Raw genomic sequence first — 16,278 nt, 5'->3', positions numbered from 1 at the left:
GAGCGTCCCAACCCTGAGGGGTTAGGTCCCCTTGTGGGTACCTTCCAAGAGAAGGATGGGCAGGTGGCCTTTGTTCCGGCGCGCTGAGCCCTTATAATTGACTCGCGAAGTTCGCCAAGGCAGTCGCCGCCGTCCGATGACGGGGGAGGAAAGTCCGGGCTCCACAGAGCAGGATGCCGGCTAACGGCCGGGCGCCGTGAGGCGACGGAAAGTGCCACAGAGAAGAGACCGCCGATGGCCCGAATCCTTTCGGGATCAGGCAAGGGTGAAACGGTGGGGTAAGAGCCCACCGCGGGACGGGTAACCGGACCGGCACGGTAAACCCCATCCGGAGCAAGGCCGAATAGGGAAGCGATGGCGTGGCTCGCGCCGCTTCCGGGTTGGCTGCTTGAGCCTGACGGCGACGTCAGGCCTAGAGGAATGACTGCCCCTGGCGGTTCGCCGCCTGCGACAGAACCCGGCTTAGTGGCGGACTTCGCTCCTTTCCGCATTTCGATTCCTCTCTTTTCCGTTTGCCGGGAAGCATAAACGACGCTTCCTCTCTCTCTTTTTTTCCCGAAACCCCATGCTCAGCCGGCTCCTTTTTTGCTGTGGAGTGGGCTGATGATGTTACGCAATTTGTAATTTTATACAGTAGATTTGTCCGGTAGTTGGTGGTAAAAAGTGGGATAAAAGGGAGAAGGGTGGGTAAACGTGTTCCAGGGAGCGGTCGCGGTGACCCTCGATACGAAAGGACGGATGACGATCCCCCAGCGGCATCGGGAATTCCTCTGTCCTGAGGGGGCGCCGCTGGTCCTGACCGCCCATCCCCACCGGTGTGTCGTCCTCTACCCGCAAACCGTCTGGCAGCCGATTCGCGATGAGATCGTTCGCTTGCCTGGGCTTGATCCGCGCGCCGCGGCGCTCAAGCGCTTGCTGGTTGGTTTTGCGCAGGAGGAGACGCCCGACGCTACGGGGCGGGTATTGATCGCTTCGTCACTGCGGCAATGGGCTGGATTGGCAAAAGATGCGTGGTTGGTTGGCCAAGGAACCCATCTGGAACTCTGGTCCGAGGAGGGGTGGGCGAAACAGCAGGAGGCGATGACGTCGCTCTCGTTTGCCGATCTTCCGGAACCCTTTCAGGGGTTGGTGCTGTGACGGGCCGCCACGATCCCGTGATGGTTCGTGAGGCAATTGCGGCGCTTGCGGTGCAACCGCATGGCTGTTACGTCGATGCCACCTTTGGGCGCGGGGGGCATAGCCGAGCGATTCTCGCGCAATTAGGCGAGGAGGGGAGACTGGTCGCTCTTGATCGTGATCCGGAAGCGGTCGCGGTAGGACTGGAGCTTGCTGCAGAGGATCGGCGATTCACGATCGTGCACCGCCCGTTTTCCCGCCTCGCAGAGGCCCTGGATCGCCTAGGCATCGATCGGGTCGATGGGGTGCTCTTTGACTTGGGTGTTTCGTCGCCCCAGCTCGATACACCGGAGCGGGGAATGAGTTTTCGTTTCGACGCACCGCTCGATATGCGCATGGACCCCACCCAAGGCGCACCTGTCCATGAATGGCTCGCGTCCGCAACCCGGGACGAGATCAGGGAGGTGATCAAGAACTATGGCGAAGAGCGGTTTGCTCATGCGATTGCAAAGGCGATTGTCGCCGCGCGGGAGAGAAGTCCCATCGTTACAACGGGTCAACTTGCAGAGATTGTTGCGCGGGCGGTTCCGCGCCGCGAGCCGGGGCAGCACCCTGCGACACGCACCTTCCAGGCGCTTCGGATTTACGTCAATCGTGAGTTAGAGGAGATTGAGCAGGCGCTCCCCCAGGCGGCGATGCGGTTGGCGTCGGGGGGGCGGTTGGTGGCGATCAGTTTCCATTCGCTGGAAGATCGGATCGTCAAGCGCTTTTTGCGGGCGCAGTGCGAATTGCCGCCCTTGCCGCCAGGCGTTGCCGTGCGCGAGGCGGAGCGGCCGCAGCCAGCGATGCGCTGGGTGGTGAAGCGCGCGGTTCCTTCGCCAGAAGAGTGTGCGCGCAATCCGCGCGCGCGCTCCGCAGTGCTGCGGGGGGCTGAAAAGCGGTGAGTACCGGTTGGTGGGATGGCGTGCTCTTTGGCGCGGTGATCGGTTCGGCGGTGGCCGTCGTGACCGTTCACCATGAGGTCCGCGGTTTGATTCAAACGGTCGAAGCCGAAAAAGCCAAAACGGCACGCCTGGAGAGTGAATGGCGCCGATTGGAAGTGGCGCACGCGGCGGCGGAGCGCCCGGAGCGGTTGAAAGCGGTGGCGGCTCAGGTGGGTTTGGCGCCTCCGCCCGTCGACCGGATCCGCCGTTGGGAGGAGAAAAAACGATGACCCACGATCTTGCGCTGGGCGCTTTCCGCTTGGCGGTGCCGCTTCCGCGTCTGGCAGCCGTCCTTGTCGCCTTCTCGCTGTTGCTGGCCGCGGTGCTCTTTCGTGCCGCTTGGCTCGTTGCCGCTCAGGGCGATTTTCTTCAGGAGCAGGGTGAGCAGCGCTACGAGCGCGTCGTGACGGTGCCAGCGCCCCGCGGGCGGTTGATCGACCGCAACGGGGCGATTTTGGCGCAGTCGGTCGACACCCACTCGATCTGGGTCGATCCGTTGCGGTGGGATAGTGTGACCGATGATCAGGTCGAGGCGCTCGCGCGGCTCCTCAAAACCACCCCGCAGGGGATCTGGGAGCAGATTCAGCGCGGAGGGAGCCGCTTTGCCTATCTGAAACGCCACCTCTCTCAGGAGGTGGCCGACGCGGTGATGGCGCTGCGCATTCCTGGTGTCGGGGTGATCAAAGAGCCGCGAAGGATCTACCCGCAGCGTGAGCTCGTCGCCAATGTGGTGGGGCTGACCGATGTTGACGGCAAGGGGTTGGAGGGGTTGGAGCGGGGGCTCGACGGTCTCCTCTCTGGTCGGGCAGGGAAAAAGGTTTGGTGGCAAGATCGCCAGGGCCGTCCGATCCAGGAGGGGGAGTGGTTGGAGCCGGCCGAGCCGGGGCGCGATATCGTTCTTGCCCTCGACCTGCGCATTCAAACCGCGGCGCTGCAGGCGGTGAAGGGGGCTGTTGCGCAGTATCAGGCCAAAGCGGGGTCGGCTGTCGTGCTCGACGCGAAAACCGGTGAGGTCTTGGCGATGGCGAACTGGCCAACCTTTGACCCTGACGCGCGTTCGGCGATCGATTGGTACGAACTGCGGAACCGGGCCCTCACCGACAGTTATGAACCGGGGTCGGTGATTAAGCCGATTCTGGTGGCGCTTGCGCTCGAGAAAGGGGTGGTGCGTCCTGAAACCGTCATCGACGTGCGCGGCGGGGTGATCAAAGTCTCCGGTTTTGCGATTCACGATACGCACGCAAGTGACCGGCCACTGACGGTCACTGAGGTCGTGCAAAAATCCTCGAACGTCGGGGTGGTCAAAATTGCCCAGATGCTCGACGGTAAAGCGATTGTGCACCACTACCGCCGTTTCGGTTTTGGCGAGCGCCCTGCGGTTCCGTTGAGCGGGGCTACTCCTGGACGGCTCTTTTCCGTCGACCGCTTGCAGCCGGTTGAGGTGGCGACGATGGCCTTTGGCCACGGGATGTCCGCCTCGCTCCTGCAGGTCGCTGGAGCCTATCAGGCGCTCGCCAACGACGGCTGCCGTTTACCGATCTCCTTTCTTCGGCTAGAATCGCGCCCTTCTTGTTCGGAGCGGGTGGTTTCGGTTCAGACTGCACGGACCATCCGGGGTATGTTGGAGAAGGTGACCGAAGCGGGAGGAACCGGCGTGCGCGCGCAGGTCGCCGGTTATTCGACTGCAGGCAAGACCGGTACGGCGCGTAAGGTCGAGAATGGGGTCTATGTCCATAAATATGTTTCGTCGTTCGTCGGTTACGCCCCGGCGAAGAATCCCCGCATTGTGGTGGCGGTGATGATCGACGAACCGCAAGGAAAGGGTTATTATGGTGGCACGGTGGCGGCGCCTGCCTTTGCCGAGATCGTGCAGCAGGCGCTCCCCGCATTGGGGGTGCTGCCCGACGAGCCGACCCAGGTGGTCACAGGCGGGCGCACGCCGCGCAGCTGATCGCCCTTACCGGTGAGAGCAATCGAATCGTGTCCATTCCCACCTCTTGGCCGTTGACGCTCGATGCGCTCTTTCGCGAATGTCGTGAGCGCTACCCTTGCGCCCAATTGGCGAGTGACTCGCGCCTCATCCGTCCAGGTGACCTCTTTCTTGCTTTTCCGCATGACGGCAGAGACGGTCGCGCCTACCTCGACGATGCGCTCGATCGCGGCGCTGCCGCGGTGATCGCTGAAGCCGAAGCGCTTCCCAACGGGGTTCGAGGAGAGGCGCCCATCATCACCCGCACCGAATTGCGGCAAGGAGGAGAAGCAGTTCCCCTGTGGAAGGTGACCGGTTTCACCGAGTGGGTGGGGGAGTGGGCCCATCGCTGGCTGGGGGAACCTTCTGCGCACCTCGCCGTGTGGGGGGTAACCGGAACCAACGGCAAGACCACGGTGAGTCAGTGGCTGGCGCAGACGCTGGATCGGTTGGGGCGTCCGACTGGGGTCGTCGGAACCCTCGGCGCGGGTCGGATCGGTGCCTTGGTGCCAACTGGCTTTACCACGCCGTCGGCGGTGCTGCTCCACACGCTCCTCTCCCGCTTTCGCGCCGAGGGGTGCAGCGCGGCGAGTCTTGAGGTCTCGTCGATCGGGGTGGCTGAGCGGCGCATCGATGGGGTGCGCTTCCGCGGGGCGATCTTCACCAACTTGACCCATGACCACCTCGACTACCACGGGTCGACCGCCGCCTACGCGGAAGCGAAACGCCGCTTCCTCTTTCGTCCTGAACTTCGCCATCAGCTCTTCTGGATTGAAGATCCCCTCGGGGGCGAATGGGGCGTCCGTGCCGCGCGCGACGCGGCTAAGGAGCAGCTCGAGCGAACCGTCTGGTGGGTGGGGAGTCGCGAGCAAAGCGAAAGGCTTTTGGCGGCACTCACCCCAGAGGAGCAACGTTTCGTCGTGACGGTGACCTTGACCGCAAAACCGCAGTGGCAGAGCGGCCGGTGGGTCGTGCCGGTGGCGGTCTCGAGGAAAGCGCCGTTGTTCCCGCGCACGACCGCGGCGGAGACGGGGGTGTTACAGCTTGCTGCTGCGGGGGACTTTCAGGTGGCGAACGGCCTCTTGGTCGCTGCGGCACTCCTTGCCGAAGGGTTTTCCCTTGCCGACGCGCTCGCTGCGCTCGCCGAGGTCAGCCCCCCCAGCGGGCGGATGGAGTGGGTTGCCGATGCCCCGGCGGTCGTCGTCGATTACGCCCACACCCCCGACGCGCTCGCTCAGGTGCTGCAGAGCTTGCGATCACTTGCTACGGCGCGGGGCGGGCGCCTCTGGGTCGTCTTTGGTGCCGGAGGGAACCGCGACGCCGGCAAACGCCCCGCGATGGGGGAGGCTGCTGCCCGTTACGCCGACGCCATCATCGTCACCAGCGACAACCCGCGGTGGGAGTCGCCTGCAGCGATTGCCGAAGCGATTCGTGCTGGGATTCCGCCAACACAGTCGTGCGCGGTGATGCTTGACCGCGCAGAAGCGATCGACCACGCGATCGGTGCCGCCGTCCCGGAGGATGTCATCGTGATCGCGGGGAAGGGGCACGAGACCTTCCAGGAGATCGCCGGGGTGAAATACCCTTTTTCTGATCAAGAGGTGGCGCGGCGGGCGATGGCGCGCCGGGAGAGGGTTGGCGAAAGGAGCGATGAATGAGGGCGAGCCTAGCGGAGATCGCTGCCCTTTTCGATCTGCGGGAGTTTCCGTGCTGGCGCAACAGCGCGGTGACGGGGGTGACCACCGACTCGCGCCGTGACGTTGCCGGGCGTCTTTTTGTCGCCCTCAAGGGGGAGCGGTTCGACGGTCACAACTTCGTCGCCGCGGCGCTCGCGCAAGGGGCGGTCGCAGCAGTGGTTGCAGAGGAGCGTTGGCGCAACCACCCCGACGCGCCCAACGTTTCTGCCGAGCGTATCTTGCCAGTTGCCGACCCCCTTGCTGCTCTAGGGGGAATCGCTCAGTGGTGGCGACGGCGGTGGGGGGGGCTGGTCGTTGCCGTTACGGGAAGTGCCGGCAAGACGACCACCAAAACGCTCCTTGCAGAAGCCTTTGCCGCGATCTGGGGTGAGGAAGCGGTCTGGGCAACGCCGGGCAACTGGAACAACGCGATCGGCTTACCACTGACCCTCTTGGGCATCGAACCCCACCACCGGGTTGCCGTGGTCGAAGTGGCGATGAACCAGCCGGGAGAGATCGCGGCGTTGGGACGGCTCGCCGAGCCCAATGTGGCGCTTGTGTTGAACGCCTTGCGCGCGCACCTCGCCGGGTTGGGGAGCGTTGAGGCGATCGCGAACGAAAAGGGGTCGCTCGTCACGACCCTTGCCGTCGACGGGGTCGCCGTCTTGCCGTGCGACGCTCCCTACTTTACTGCGTGGCAAAGAAGCGCCGCGCCCCGTCGCGTGGTCACCTTTGGCCGCTCCGAAAAAGCACAGGTCCGTTTGCTATCGGAAAAGGCCGATCCTGACGCGCTCCATTTCGAGGTGGCTGGGCCGCGCGAACGGGTGACAGCCACCCTGCCGTGGATTGGCCCCCATTTTGCCGATTTGGCTACCGCAGCGCTCGCAGTGCTCGACGCGCTGGGGTTACCGTGGCAACCGGCGGTCGAGCGGTGGAAGGGGCTGTCGCCGGTTGCGGGGCGGCTGCGGCGGTTGACCACGGCATCAAAAGCGGTTCTTCTCGATGACACGTATAATGCCAACCCCGACGCGATGCGGGCGGCGATCGACGCGCTCTTGACGCTGCCGCAGCCGCGTAAGGTGGTGGTGATGGGGGAGATGGCGGAGCTTGGGCCCCTAAGCACGCAGCTCCACGAAGAGGTGGGGCGTTACGCCAAAGCGCGCGGGGTGAACCACTTCCTGACGCTGGGGGAAGGGGCTCGCGGTGCGGCGCAAGCCTTTGGGGACGGGGGAGCGAGCTATGAGCAGCTCGAAGCGCTTCTTGCTGATCTCCGCCCTCTTTTGGATGAGCAAACAGCGGTTCTGGTCAAAGGGTCGCGCATCAGTCGCATGGAACGGGTGGTCACAGCGCTCGTGCCTCAGGGAGAGTAACGGATGCTGCTGGAGTTGGCGCAATGGTTGGCGCAAGAGGTGCGGGCGTTCAACGTCTTCTCTTATATTACGCTGCGCACGATGCTCGCGGCGCTTACGGCGTTGATTATTTCGTTTCTCTTGGGTCCCCGCGTGATCCGCTGGCTTGCGGAAAAGAAGTTTGGGCAGGCGGTTCGGCAAGATGGGCCGCAGAGCCACTGGGTCAAGGCGGGGACACCGACGATGGGTGGCGTTCTGATTCTGCTTTCGCTCACCCTGTCGGTGGCGTTGTGGGGGGACTGGGGAAACCCTTATGTTTGGCTGGTAATGGCGGTGACCCTGGGTTTTGGGATGGTTGGTTGGGTCGATGACTGGCGCAAGGTCGTTCATCGTGACCCCAAAGGGCTACCCGCGCGGTGGAAGTATCTGTGGACTTCGCTCATTGCGCTTGCGGCGACCCTCTACTTGGCACTGAACGCGACGTTGCCGGTCCATACGACGCTGATTGTCCCCTTTTTCAAAGATGTGGGGGTTCCGTTGGGCAGCGTCGGGCTGGTGATCGTGGGTTACTTCGTGATCAATGGCGCGAGCCATGCGGTCAATCTGACCGACGGTCTCGATGGCCTTGCGGTGATGCCGGTGGTGATGGTCACGGGGGCGCTTGCTATTTTCTCCTATGTCGCAGGCCACTCCGTCTTTGCCCGTTACCTCGGGGTGCCCTATGTTCCCGGTGCTGGGGAGCTTGCGGTGGTGTGTGGGGCGATCTGTGGCGCCGGCCTGGGATTCCTCTGGTTCAACGCCCATCCGGCGCAGGTCTTCATGGGGGATGTCGGGGCGCTCGCGTTGGGCGCGGCGATGGGGACGATTGCGCTTATCGTGCGGCAAGAGATTGTCTTTTTTGTGATGAGCGGCCTCTTTGTCGCCGAAGCGCTCTCGGTGATGCTTCAGGTGGGGTTTTTCAAGTACAGCGGCGGGAAGAGGATTCTGCGCATGGCACCGCTCCACCACCACTTTGAGCTCGGCGGGTGGAAAGAGACGCAGGTGGTCGTCCGTTTCTGGATTGTTACCATTATTTTGGTGTTGATCGGTCTGTCGACGTTGAAGTTGCGCTAAGAGGAGCGTGGCGTGGAGCTGGTGTTGGGGCTCGGGATGAGCGGCGCAGCGATGGTGCGCTGGCTGGTGGCGCAAGGAAAACGGGTGCGCGCCGCCGACAGTCGCGCGGAACCGCCCCATTTCTCAGCACTTTCTGCGGCGTGCCCAGAGGTCGAATGGCATGTGGCGAGCGATTTGGGGCCGGAACTCCTTGCCAACGTCGAGCGTCTCTGGATCTCCCCAGGACTCTCTGCTACGACACCCTGCGTCGCGGCGGCCCGCGCGCAAGGGATTCCGGTGGGTGGGGAGCTCGCGCTCTTTGCAGAGGCCCGCGCTCAAAGGGGCGACTCCGCACCGATCGTCGCGATCACCGGGACCAATGGGAAGAGTACGACGACGGCGCTCGTTGCGCATCTGCTGAGCGCTTTGGGGTGGGACGCACCGCCACTCGGAAACTTCGGTAAACCTTTGCTGGCCGAGGCGCTTGAGCGGGATCAAACGGGACGTCCGTGGCCGCAAGCGTGGGTGGTGGAACTTTCGAGCTTCCAACTCGAAGCGGCGGGGGCATTTCGAGCTACAGCGGCGACGATTCTCAACCTCAGCGAAGATCATCTCGACCGCCATGGCTCAATGGCGGCGTACGCGGCAGCGAAAGCGCGGATTCTCGAGGGCGTCGAGCTCGCGGTGCTGCCGCGAAACGACCCTGGCGTCGCGGCGTGGCTCCCTTCGACCGATCGGACGGGGCACGTCACGACCTTCGGTCTCGATGCCCCCCCTGACGCCGACGCGTGGGGGGTGACGCGCGACTCGGGTGTGCGGTGGCTCACGTGGGGGAGCTGTCGCGTACTCCCCGTCGATGAGTTCCCTCTTTTGGGGCGCCACAACCAGCTCAACGCTTTGGCGGCGCTCGCGCTCGTGACCCATCTGACCGGTTGGGATGAGCGTTTGCCCGAAGCACTCCGCGGGTTTCGGGGGCTGCCGCACCGGATGGTTTTGGTCGCGACCCGCGCCGATGGCGTCCGCTTTATCGAGGATTCCAAGGGAACCAATGTCGGTGCGACTGCGGCGGCGATTGCCGCACTGGATGAGCCGATTCGTCTGTTGGCGGGCGGTGACGGCAAGGGGCAGGCGTTTGCTCCCCTTGCTGCGGCCGCGCACGGGCGCGTGCGTGCTGCCTACCTCTTTGGCCGCGACCGAGAGCAGATCGCTGCAGCATTGGCGGCCGCGGGGGTTCCGCTCTTTTGCTTCGCGACACTCGAAGAGGCGGTAGCCGCAGCGGCACGCGACGCCACCCCGGGGGAGGTGGTGTTGCTCTCTCCTGCTTGCGCCAGTTGGGACCAATTTCGCGACTATCGCGAGCGGGCTGAACGGTTTGTCGCAGCGGTTAGAGAGGCGCTGGCGGCCTTTTCGGAGCAGGCTCCATGAGCAGTTGGCTGCGTCCGTGGGATCAGAAAGCAAATGGCGGAGGCTTCGAGGTCCCCTCTCATGTTTGGCTGCCTGAGCAGCTTCGCCCCCATTTTGACCGCCCCGGAGCCCCCGATCCGTGGTTGTTGTGGCCGACGCTGATTCTGGTCGGCTGGGGATTGGTGATGGTCTACTCCGCGAGCATCGCGATTGCCGCCGAGCGGATGGGTAACCCCTACTTCTTTCTCGTCCGCCAATTGCTCTTTGCGCTCGCGGGGCTTGCCGCGGCGTGGTGGACCTACCGGTTGCCGGTTCGCTGGTGGGAAGAGAACGGCCTTTGGCTTTTTGCGGCGTCGTTGCTGCTCCTTGGGATGGTGCTTCTCCCCGGAATCGGAAAGACCGTCAATGGCGCGCGGCGCTGGATTGCGCTGGGGCCAGTCAATATCCAACCCGCAGAGATCGTCAAGTTCACGATCGCCCTTTTTGCTGCGCGGTACACCGTACGTAAATTTGCGATGATGGATAACTTGTGGCGGGGCTTTCTCCCCTTTGCTGGGGTGATCGCCGGGGTGGGGCTGCTTCTCCTGTTGCAACCCGATTTCGGTTCGCTGGTGGTGATCAGCGCCGTTGCGTTTGGTATCCTCTTTCTCGGGGGGTTGAGCTGGCGGATCGTCGGAGGGCTCTTGATGCTGGCCACACTCTTTTTTGCGGCGCTCATTGTCACCTCGCCCTACCGCATGAGTCGTCTCGTTGCTTTTCTCGACCCGTGGTCTGATCCGCTCGGAAAGGGGTACCAACTGACTCATGCGCTGATCGCGTTGGGTCGGGGTGACTGGTTCGGGGTGGGGTTGGGGGGGAGTATCGAAAAGCTCTTCTACCTCCCTGAAGCCCATACCGATTTCATTTTGGCGGTGGTGGGTGAGGAGCTCGGCTGGACGGGAGTCGTCACGGTGGGAGCGCTTTTTGCTCTCCTCGTGTGGCGGATCTTTACGATCGGGCAGCGGTTGGTGAAGGTCGAATCCTATTTTGCCGGACTTGCCGTGATCGGGGTAGCGATCGGTATAGGTCTTCAGGCGGCGATCAACATGGGGGTCAATGTCGGTGTTTTGCCGACCAAAGGGTTGGCGCTGCCCTTTATGAGCTACGGCGGTTCGGCGCTGGTGATGAACCTGCTGGCGGTCGGTTTTGTGATGCGTGCCGAATGGGAGATGCGCCAACTATGTGCGCAGCGCACACCACTCAAGTCGTAGCAGTCGCCGCGGGGGGGACGGGGGGGCACATCTTCCCAGCACTTGCGGTGGCTGAGGCGTTGCGGCGGCGCAACCGGCGTGTCCTCTGGTTCGGTAACGCGACGGGAATGGAGGCGCGCGTTGCCACGGAGCATGCGATTCCCTTTTATGACCTCCAGTTTGGCCAAGTGCGGGGCAAAGGCTGGCGGCGCTGGGCGGGGCTTCCCGTTGCGCTCACCCAGGCGGTTGCACGGGCACGTCAAGTGCTTCGCACCGAAAAGGTGGCCGTCGTTGCGACCTTTGGCGGGTACGTCTCAGTTCCTGCCGCGCTAGCGGGAAAGCTTTTCCGTTTGCCGCTCGTGATCCATGAGCAGAACGCGCGCGCTGGCATGGCGAACCGCTTGCTTGCGCCCCTTGCCGACCGGGTGCTCACCGCCTTTCCCCACGTGCTCCGTCAAGGGGTGGTTGTCGGCAACCCCGTGCGGGAGAGCCTCCTTCATGAGCCCCCACCCGCTGAACGCTACCGTGACCGTGAGGGACCGCTGCGCCTCTTGGTCCTCGGCGGCAGTCTCGGCGCCCAACGGCTCAACCGATTTCTGCCCCAGGCGTTACAATTGCTTCCTGAGGGTAAGCGCCCGATCGTTCGCCACCAGACCGGTGAGCGCGATTTTGCCGCGACATTGGCTGCCTATCGTGAAGCGCAAGTGGCGGCCACGTGTGAGCCCTTCATTACCGATATCGGGAAGGCGTTGGCCGAAGCCGATTGGGTGCTCTGCCGAGCGGGGGCGATGACCGTCTCAGAAATTGCTGCCGTAGGCGTCGCGGCCCATTTTGTTCCCTACCCCTACGCAGTCGATGACCATCAGTACGCAAACGCCCGCTGGCTGGTGGACCACGGGGCGGCGCTCGTGACGCGCGAAGAGGCGCTTACCCCCCAGCGCCTTGCCGAGTGGTTGCAGGGCACCTCACGGGAAGAGGCAACCCAGTTGGCGCTGCGGGCTTATGAATTTGGGGTGCGTGACGCGCACGAGCGCATCGCCGTTGAGATTGACGCGTGGATGGTTCGATGAGACATCGGGTAAAAAAAGTCCATTTTATCGGGATCGGCGGCGTAGGGATGAGTGGGATCGCCGAGGTGCTGGTCCAGATGGGGTTTGCTGTCAGCGGTTCCGACCTTGCGGAGAACGCGACGGTCGAGCGGCTGCGGCGTCTCGGGGTGACGGTCTATCGCGGCCACGACGCGGCCCACCTGCAGGAGGTGGACGTCGTGGTCGTCTCTTCTGCGATCGCCCCGGATAACCCCGAGTGGGTTGCGGCGCGGGAGCGGCGAATTCCCGTAGTGCCCCGTGCCGAGATGCTGGCGGAGCTGATGCGTTTTCGGCAGGGGATTGCCATTGCCGGCACCCACGGCAAAACGACGACCACCTCGTTGGTGGCGACGATTCTTGCAGAAGCAGGGCTCGACCCGACCTTCGTGATCGGTGGGCGGCTCCTTGCTGCCGGAAGCAACGCGCGCTTGGGGTCGGGGGAGTTTCTGGTCGCCGAAGCGGATGAGTCCGACGCGTCGTTTCTCCACCTCTCGCCGGTGATGGCGGTGGTGACCAACATCGACGCCGACCACATGGCGACCTACGGCCACGATTTCGAGCGGTTGAAGGGCCACTTTCTCGAATTTCTCCACCGCCTACCTTTTTGGGGGGTCGCAGTGCTCTGCTGGGATGACCCCCCGGTGCGCGATGTGGCCGAGCGGTGTAGCCGGGTCGTGGTCTCCTACGGTTTCCACCCGCAGGCGCAGGTCCGCGCCGAGGGGGTCGAAGTGCGTGACGGTAAAACCCATTTCACCCTGGTGCGGACCAATGGCGAGGAGCGGCGCACTCCGGTGACGATGGGGTTATTGGGAACGCACAATGTGCGCAACGCGTTGGCCGCGGCGGCTGTGGCCAGCGAGCTCGGCGTCGACGATGCGACGATTGCGCGCGCACTGGCCGGCTTTCGTGGGGTCGCGAGGCGGTTCGAGCGTCACGGGCTCTTTTCTCTCCCTCGCCCGAATGGCGAGACCGTCTCGTTTGAGCTTGTCGACGATTATGGGCACCACCCGCGCGAGTTGGCGGCGACGATCGAAGCGGCGCGGCTCGCGTTTCCCGAGCGACGGCTGGTGCTCGTTTTCCAGCCGCACCGTTACACGCGCACCCGTGACTGCTTTGACGATTTTGCCCAGGTGCTCTCGGAGGTCGATGGCCTGGTTTTGACTGAAGTTTATCCGGCGGGCGAAGAGCCGATACCGGCAGCGGATGGTCGAGCGCTCGCGCGCGCCGTTCGGATGCGCCGCCGGGTCGAGCCCCTATTCGTCGAGACGGTCGATGCGGTGCCTGAGGCGCTTACCGCGGTGGTCCAAGAGGGGGACGTGGTGCTCAGTATGGGCGCAGGGTCGATCGGGGCGTTGCCACGGCTTTTGCAGCCCTATGCGAAAGGGAAGCCATGAACGAGCGGGTTGCGGTTCTGTTGGGTGGAACGTCGTCAGAACGGGCGATCTCGTTGCGCTCTGGCGAGGCAGTGGCGCAGGCGCTCACCCGCCTGGGGTATGAGGTGGTTCGTTTCGACCCCCAAGAGTGCGATTGGAGTGATCTGAAGGAAGAGGGGGTCGCAAAAGCGTTTGTGATCCTCCACGGGCGGGGGGGTGAGGATGGCACCGCCCAAGCGATCTTGGAATGGCTGCAGATCCCCTACACGGGAAGTGGCGTTCTTGCGAGCGCGCTCGCGATGGACAAATGGCGGACGAAATTGATCTGGCAAGCGCTCGGACTCCCTGTGATTCCTGGCTACCGGGTGGTACGGGCCGAGTGGGAACGCGATCCTGAGGGTGTTGTTGCCGCGTTTGCCCGTCAGGTGCCCCCCCCTTGGTTTGTCAAACCGGTTCATGAAGGGTCGAGCGTCGGCGCCGGGTCGGCAGAGGATGAGCGCGAACTCGCTGCGCGAATCGCCGCGGCGCTCTCTTTTGATGAAGAGGCGTTGGTCGAGCGGTGCATCAATGGGCGAGAATTAACCGTCGCGTTTCTCGGGGAGGAGATTCTTCCGGCAATCGAGATCGAAACGCCGGCGGGGAATTACGACTTCTACCACAAATATGAGAGCAACGAGACCCGTTACCACTGTCCCGCGCAGCTGAGCGACGCTGAGAGGACGATGCTCACGCAGCTCGTTCGTGCGGCGCGCGACGCGTTGGGGTGCGAAGGGTGGGGGCGGGTCGATCTCCTTTGGGATCGCGACGGACCGAAACTGTTGGAGATGAACACCGCGCCGGGGATGACCGACCACTCGCTGGTACCCATGGCGGCACGTGCCGTCGGGATCTCCTTCGAAGCGCTCTGTGCCCGCATCCTCACTACCGCTCGGCTCAAAGGAGCGATTCCGTGTCGAACCGGGTAAAAACCCTGCAGCGGTGGCGATGGGCGACCCGTTTTGCCGTGGTGGCGAGTCTTGTTTTATGGGGTGTCGCGCTGGCGCCGCTTGCGCGCAAACACCTCTGGACACCCATTGCTGACGTCTCTCTCCGCGTGGTGGAAGGAGAGCCGGCAACGATCGATCTCGACCGCATTGCCGAGCAACTCGCGTGGCATCTCCGTGGGGAGTCGCTCTGGACGGTCGATCTGGTCGGGTTGACGGAGCGACTCAAAGCGGAACCGGCGATTGGCGCGGTGCGGATTGAGCGGATCTGGCCCAGCCGTCTCGAGGTTGCGTTGGCGCTCCGGATGCCGGTGCTCCGTTGGCGCAACCTCGACGACGATCGGTGGTATTGGCTCGATGCCCACGGCCGCCCGTTCGAGAACCGCCTGTCACCGGCAAATGAAGCGGGGATTTGGGTTGCGGCCCCGGCTGAGCAACTGGCGGATGCGTTGCGCTTTTTCCACGCTGTGGTGGGAAAAGTTCCCGAAACGATCCACCTCGAGGGGCTCACCTTCTCCCGGCAAGGTGGGGTGACCCTCTCCTTTGCTGAATCGGCGGAATGGGTTCTGGGAATGGTCGCCTCGCCAGCGGTGGCGGCACAGCGGGTGGCGTGGTTGGGACAACGGTGGAGCGAATTGGTCGGGCGTCTGGGCGCTGTGCCGGTGCGTGTCGATCTTCGTCACGAACGCGGTTTTGCCGTCTCAATGCCCGCTCTTGCCAAAGAGGTCAAAGAGGAAAAGAGGGGACGGGGATGAAAGATGAGGCTGCCCCTTTTCTGGCGCTCGACATTGGCAGCGCGAAGACCGTTGCAGTTGCGGCTTCCCGCCGCCGTGAGGGGGGGGTTGAAGTTCTGCACCTTGCGGAGCGCGCAACGGCAGCAGGATTGCGTCAGGGTGTCGTTGTCAATATCGACGCCACCCTTGCGGTCGTTACCCAGATTGCTGAAGCGTTGCAACACAAAGTGGCGCAACCCTTTCGCGAAGTGCGCGCGACGATCAGCGGTGCCCACTTGAGCTGTTTGGAGAACGAAGGGGAGGTGACGCTGCGTACGCCCGAGGTCACCGCGCAAGATGTCGCCAACGTCCTTGCGGTGGCAAAGAGTTTGCCGGTCGCCGACGATCGGCAGCTCCTGCACGCGTTGGTCCAGGAGTTTTTGCTCGACGATCTCGGGGGCATCGTCAATCCAGTCGGGATGACTGGCCGGAAACTCGGGGTGCGGGTTCATGTCGTGACCGGCATGAAGAGTGCGACCCACAATCTCGTGAAGTGTATCCGGCGTGCCGGATTGGATCTCACGACCCTGATGGTGCAAGGCTTGGCCTCTGCCCAGGCGGTGTTGACCGAAGACGAAAAGGATCTTGGGGTGGTGCTGCTCGACATCGGCGCGGGGACGACCGACATGGTGGTCTATTGCCGAGGTGCGGTTCGCTACACCGCCTCGTTCCCCGTGGGGGGGGATCGTATCACCCACGACCTGGCGATTGCGCTGCGGACACCCGCTCCAGAGGCCGAAAAGCTCAAATGCACCTTTGGCGCGGCATCCTACCACTGGGTCACGGCCGATGAGGTGGTCGAAGCGCCAACCATCGGCGATCGTCCGCCGCGCCGGTTGGCCCGCCAGCGCCTGGTGGACATCATCCACCCCCGAGTCGAGGAGATCTTCGAGATGGCTCTGGCGGCACTCCGGCAGCAGGGGCTCGAAGAGCAGATCGGTGCCGGAGTGGTCCTCACCGGGGGGACAGCCAAATTGAGTGGTATCGTGGATCTTGCCGAAGAGGTCTTTGCTGCACCGGCGCGTGTCGGGATTCCCTATTTGAGTAACGATACGGAAAAATGGGAAGATCCTGCTTATGCGGCGGTCAGTGGCCTTCTTCATGCGCAATGGGGTGACGCTGCCACGTGGCGCGAGAGGGCAGCAGGAGGGTGGTTCTCCCGGCTCTTACGTTGGGTGAGGGGATCGAGCCCCGTATGGTGACCCACTTGGGGTACAATCAACTCAAATTCTGTGGAGCATAG

Annotated in this window: 14 protein-coding genes and 1 other RNA gene; all 15 read left to right on the top strand. The window is 63.6% G+C overall.

The window, feature by feature from the left end:
- Positions 1-106: 106 nt before the first annotated feature.
- An RNA gene (rnpB, locus tag ACYQ6T_RS00930) (RNase P RNA component class A) lies at positions 107-481 on the top strand.
- 212 nt (positions 482-693) lie between these two features.
- A complete protein-coding gene (gene mraZ / locus ACYQ6T_RS00925) occupies positions 694-1,137 on the top strand; it encodes a division/cell wall cluster transcriptional repressor MraZ (protein ID WP_459826519.1) in 444 nt (147 codons plus the stop codon).
- Positions 1,134-2,060 carry a 16S rRNA (cytosine(1402)-N(4))-methyltransferase RsmH gene (gene rsmH, locus ACYQ6T_RS00920; RefSeq protein ID WP_459826517.1) on the top strand — a complete coding sequence of 309 codons (927 nt, stop codon included), beginning with the start codon at positions 1,134-1,136 and terminating at the stop codon, positions 2,058-2,060. Before mraZ ends, rsmH begins: the two co-directional genes overlap by 4 nt.
- Complete coding sequence (gene ftsL / locus ACYQ6T_RS00915; RefSeq protein ID WP_459826515.1) at positions 2,057-2,329, top strand: cell division protein FtsL; 273 nt, start codon at positions 2,057-2,059, stop codon at positions 2,327-2,329. Before rsmH ends, ftsL begins: the two co-directional genes overlap by 4 nt.
- On the top strand, positions 2,326-4,050 hold the full coding sequence (locus ACYQ6T_RS00910; protein ID WP_459826513.1) for a peptidoglycan D,D-transpeptidase FtsI family protein: 1,725 nt from the start codon (positions 2,326-2,328) through the stop codon (positions 4,048-4,050). Before ftsL ends, ACYQ6T_RS00910 begins: the two co-directional genes overlap by 4 nt.
- Positions 4,051-4,079: 29 nt before the next feature.
- Positions 4,080-5,726 carry a Mur ligase family protein gene (locus tag ACYQ6T_RS00905; protein ID WP_459826511.1) on the top strand — a complete coding sequence of 549 codons (1,647 nt, stop codon included), beginning with the start codon at positions 4,080-4,082 and terminating at the stop codon, positions 5,724-5,726.
- Positions 5,723-7,114: a UDP-N-acetylmuramoyl-tripeptide--D-alanyl-D-alanine ligase gene (locus tag ACYQ6T_RS00900; RefSeq protein WP_459826510.1), complete on the top strand. Its 1,392-nt coding sequence runs from the start codon at positions 5,723-5,725 to the stop codon at positions 7,112-7,114. The genes ACYQ6T_RS00905 and ACYQ6T_RS00900 overlap by 4 nt, the downstream gene beginning before the upstream one ends.
- A 3-nt stretch (positions 7,115-7,117) precedes the next feature.
- Positions 7,118-8,206 (top strand): phospho-N-acetylmuramoyl-pentapeptide-transferase, encoded by a 1,089-nt coding sequence (mraY, locus tag ACYQ6T_RS00895; protein ID WP_459826508.1) that lies wholly within the window; start codon positions 7,118-7,120, stop codon positions 8,204-8,206.
- A 12-nt stretch (positions 8,207-8,218) separates the two neighbouring features.
- The gene (murD, locus tag ACYQ6T_RS00890; protein ID WP_459826506.1) at positions 8,219-9,610 is read left to right on the top strand and encodes a UDP-N-acetylmuramoyl-L-alanine--D-glutamate ligase; all 1,392 of its coding nucleotides are present in this window, start codon (positions 8,219-8,221) and stop codon (positions 9,608-9,610) included.
- Positions 9,607-10,839: a putative lipid II flippase FtsW gene (ftsW, locus tag ACYQ6T_RS00885; RefSeq protein WP_459826504.1), complete on the top strand. Its 1,233-nt coding sequence runs from the start codon at positions 9,607-9,609 to the stop codon at positions 10,837-10,839. Before murD ends, ftsW begins: the two co-directional genes overlap by 4 nt.
- A complete protein-coding gene (gene murG, locus ACYQ6T_RS00880) occupies positions 10,809-11,888 on the top strand; it encodes an undecaprenyldiphospho-muramoylpentapeptide beta-N-acetylglucosaminyltransferase (RefSeq protein WP_459826502.1) in 1,080 nt (359 codons plus the stop codon). Before ftsW ends, murG begins: the two co-directional genes overlap by 31 nt.
- Positions 11,885-13,300 (top strand): UDP-N-acetylmuramate--L-alanine ligase, encoded by a 1,416-nt coding sequence (murC, locus tag ACYQ6T_RS00875; protein WP_459826500.1) that lies wholly within the window; start codon positions 11,885-11,887, stop codon positions 13,298-13,300. The genes murG and murC overlap by 4 nt, the downstream gene beginning before the upstream one ends.
- A complete protein-coding gene (locus tag ACYQ6T_RS00870) occupies positions 13,297-14,244 on the top strand; it encodes a D-alanine--D-alanine ligase (protein ID WP_459826498.1) in 948 nt (315 codons plus the stop codon). Before murC ends, ACYQ6T_RS00870 begins: the two co-directional genes overlap by 4 nt.
- Positions 14,229-15,017, top strand: a complete 789-nt coding sequence (locus ACYQ6T_RS00865; RefSeq protein ID WP_459826496.1) for a cell division protein FtsQ/DivIB — start codon at positions 14,229-14,231, stop codon at positions 15,015-15,017. Before ACYQ6T_RS00870 ends, ACYQ6T_RS00865 begins: the two co-directional genes overlap by 16 nt.
- Complete coding sequence (ftsA, locus tag ACYQ6T_RS00860; RefSeq protein WP_459826495.1) at positions 15,014-16,237, top strand: cell division protein FtsA; 1,224 nt, start codon at positions 15,014-15,016, stop codon at positions 16,235-16,237. The genes ACYQ6T_RS00865 and ftsA overlap by 4 nt, the downstream gene beginning before the upstream one ends.
- The last annotated feature ends 41 nt before the right edge of the window (positions 16,238-16,278 follow it).

This window comes from Hydrogenophilus islandicus (assembly GCF_054657095.1).
Note: the sequence above shows the minus strand (reverse complement) of the source record. Positions and strands in the feature narration are given on the sequence as shown.

Excerpts from the sequence above, each read along its gene's own strand:
- ACYQ6T_RS00910 (WP_459826513.1), top strand. The coding sequence starts at position 2,326 with ATGACCCACGATCTTGCGCTGGGCGCTTTCCGCTTGGCGGTGCCGCTT.
- ACYQ6T_RS00900 (WP_459826510.1), top strand. The coding sequence starts at position 5,723 with ATGAGGGCGAGCCTAGCGGAGATCGCTGCCCTTTTCGATCTGCGGGAG.
- mraY (WP_459826508.1), top strand. The coding sequence starts at position 7,118 with ATGCTGCTGGAGTTGGCGCAATGGTTGGCGCAAGAGGTGCGGGCGTTC.
- ftsW (WP_459826504.1), top strand. The coding sequence starts at position 9,607 with ATGAGCAGTTGGCTGCGTCCGTGGGATCAGAAAGCAAATGGCGGAGGC.
- murG (WP_459826502.1), top strand. The coding sequence starts at position 10,809 with ATGTGCGCAGCGCACACCACTCAAGTCGTAGCAGTCGCCGCGGGGGGG.
- murC (WP_459826500.1), top strand. The coding sequence starts at position 11,885 with ATGAGACATCGGGTAAAAAAAGTCCATTTTATCGGGATCGGCGGCGTA.
- ACYQ6T_RS00870 (WP_459826498.1), top strand. The coding sequence starts at position 13,297 with ATGAACGAGCGGGTTGCGGTTCTGTTGGGTGGAACGTCGTCAGAACGG.
- ftsA (WP_459826495.1), top strand. The coding sequence starts at position 15,014 with ATGAAAGATGAGGCTGCCCCTTTTCTGGCGCTCGACATTGGCAGCGCG.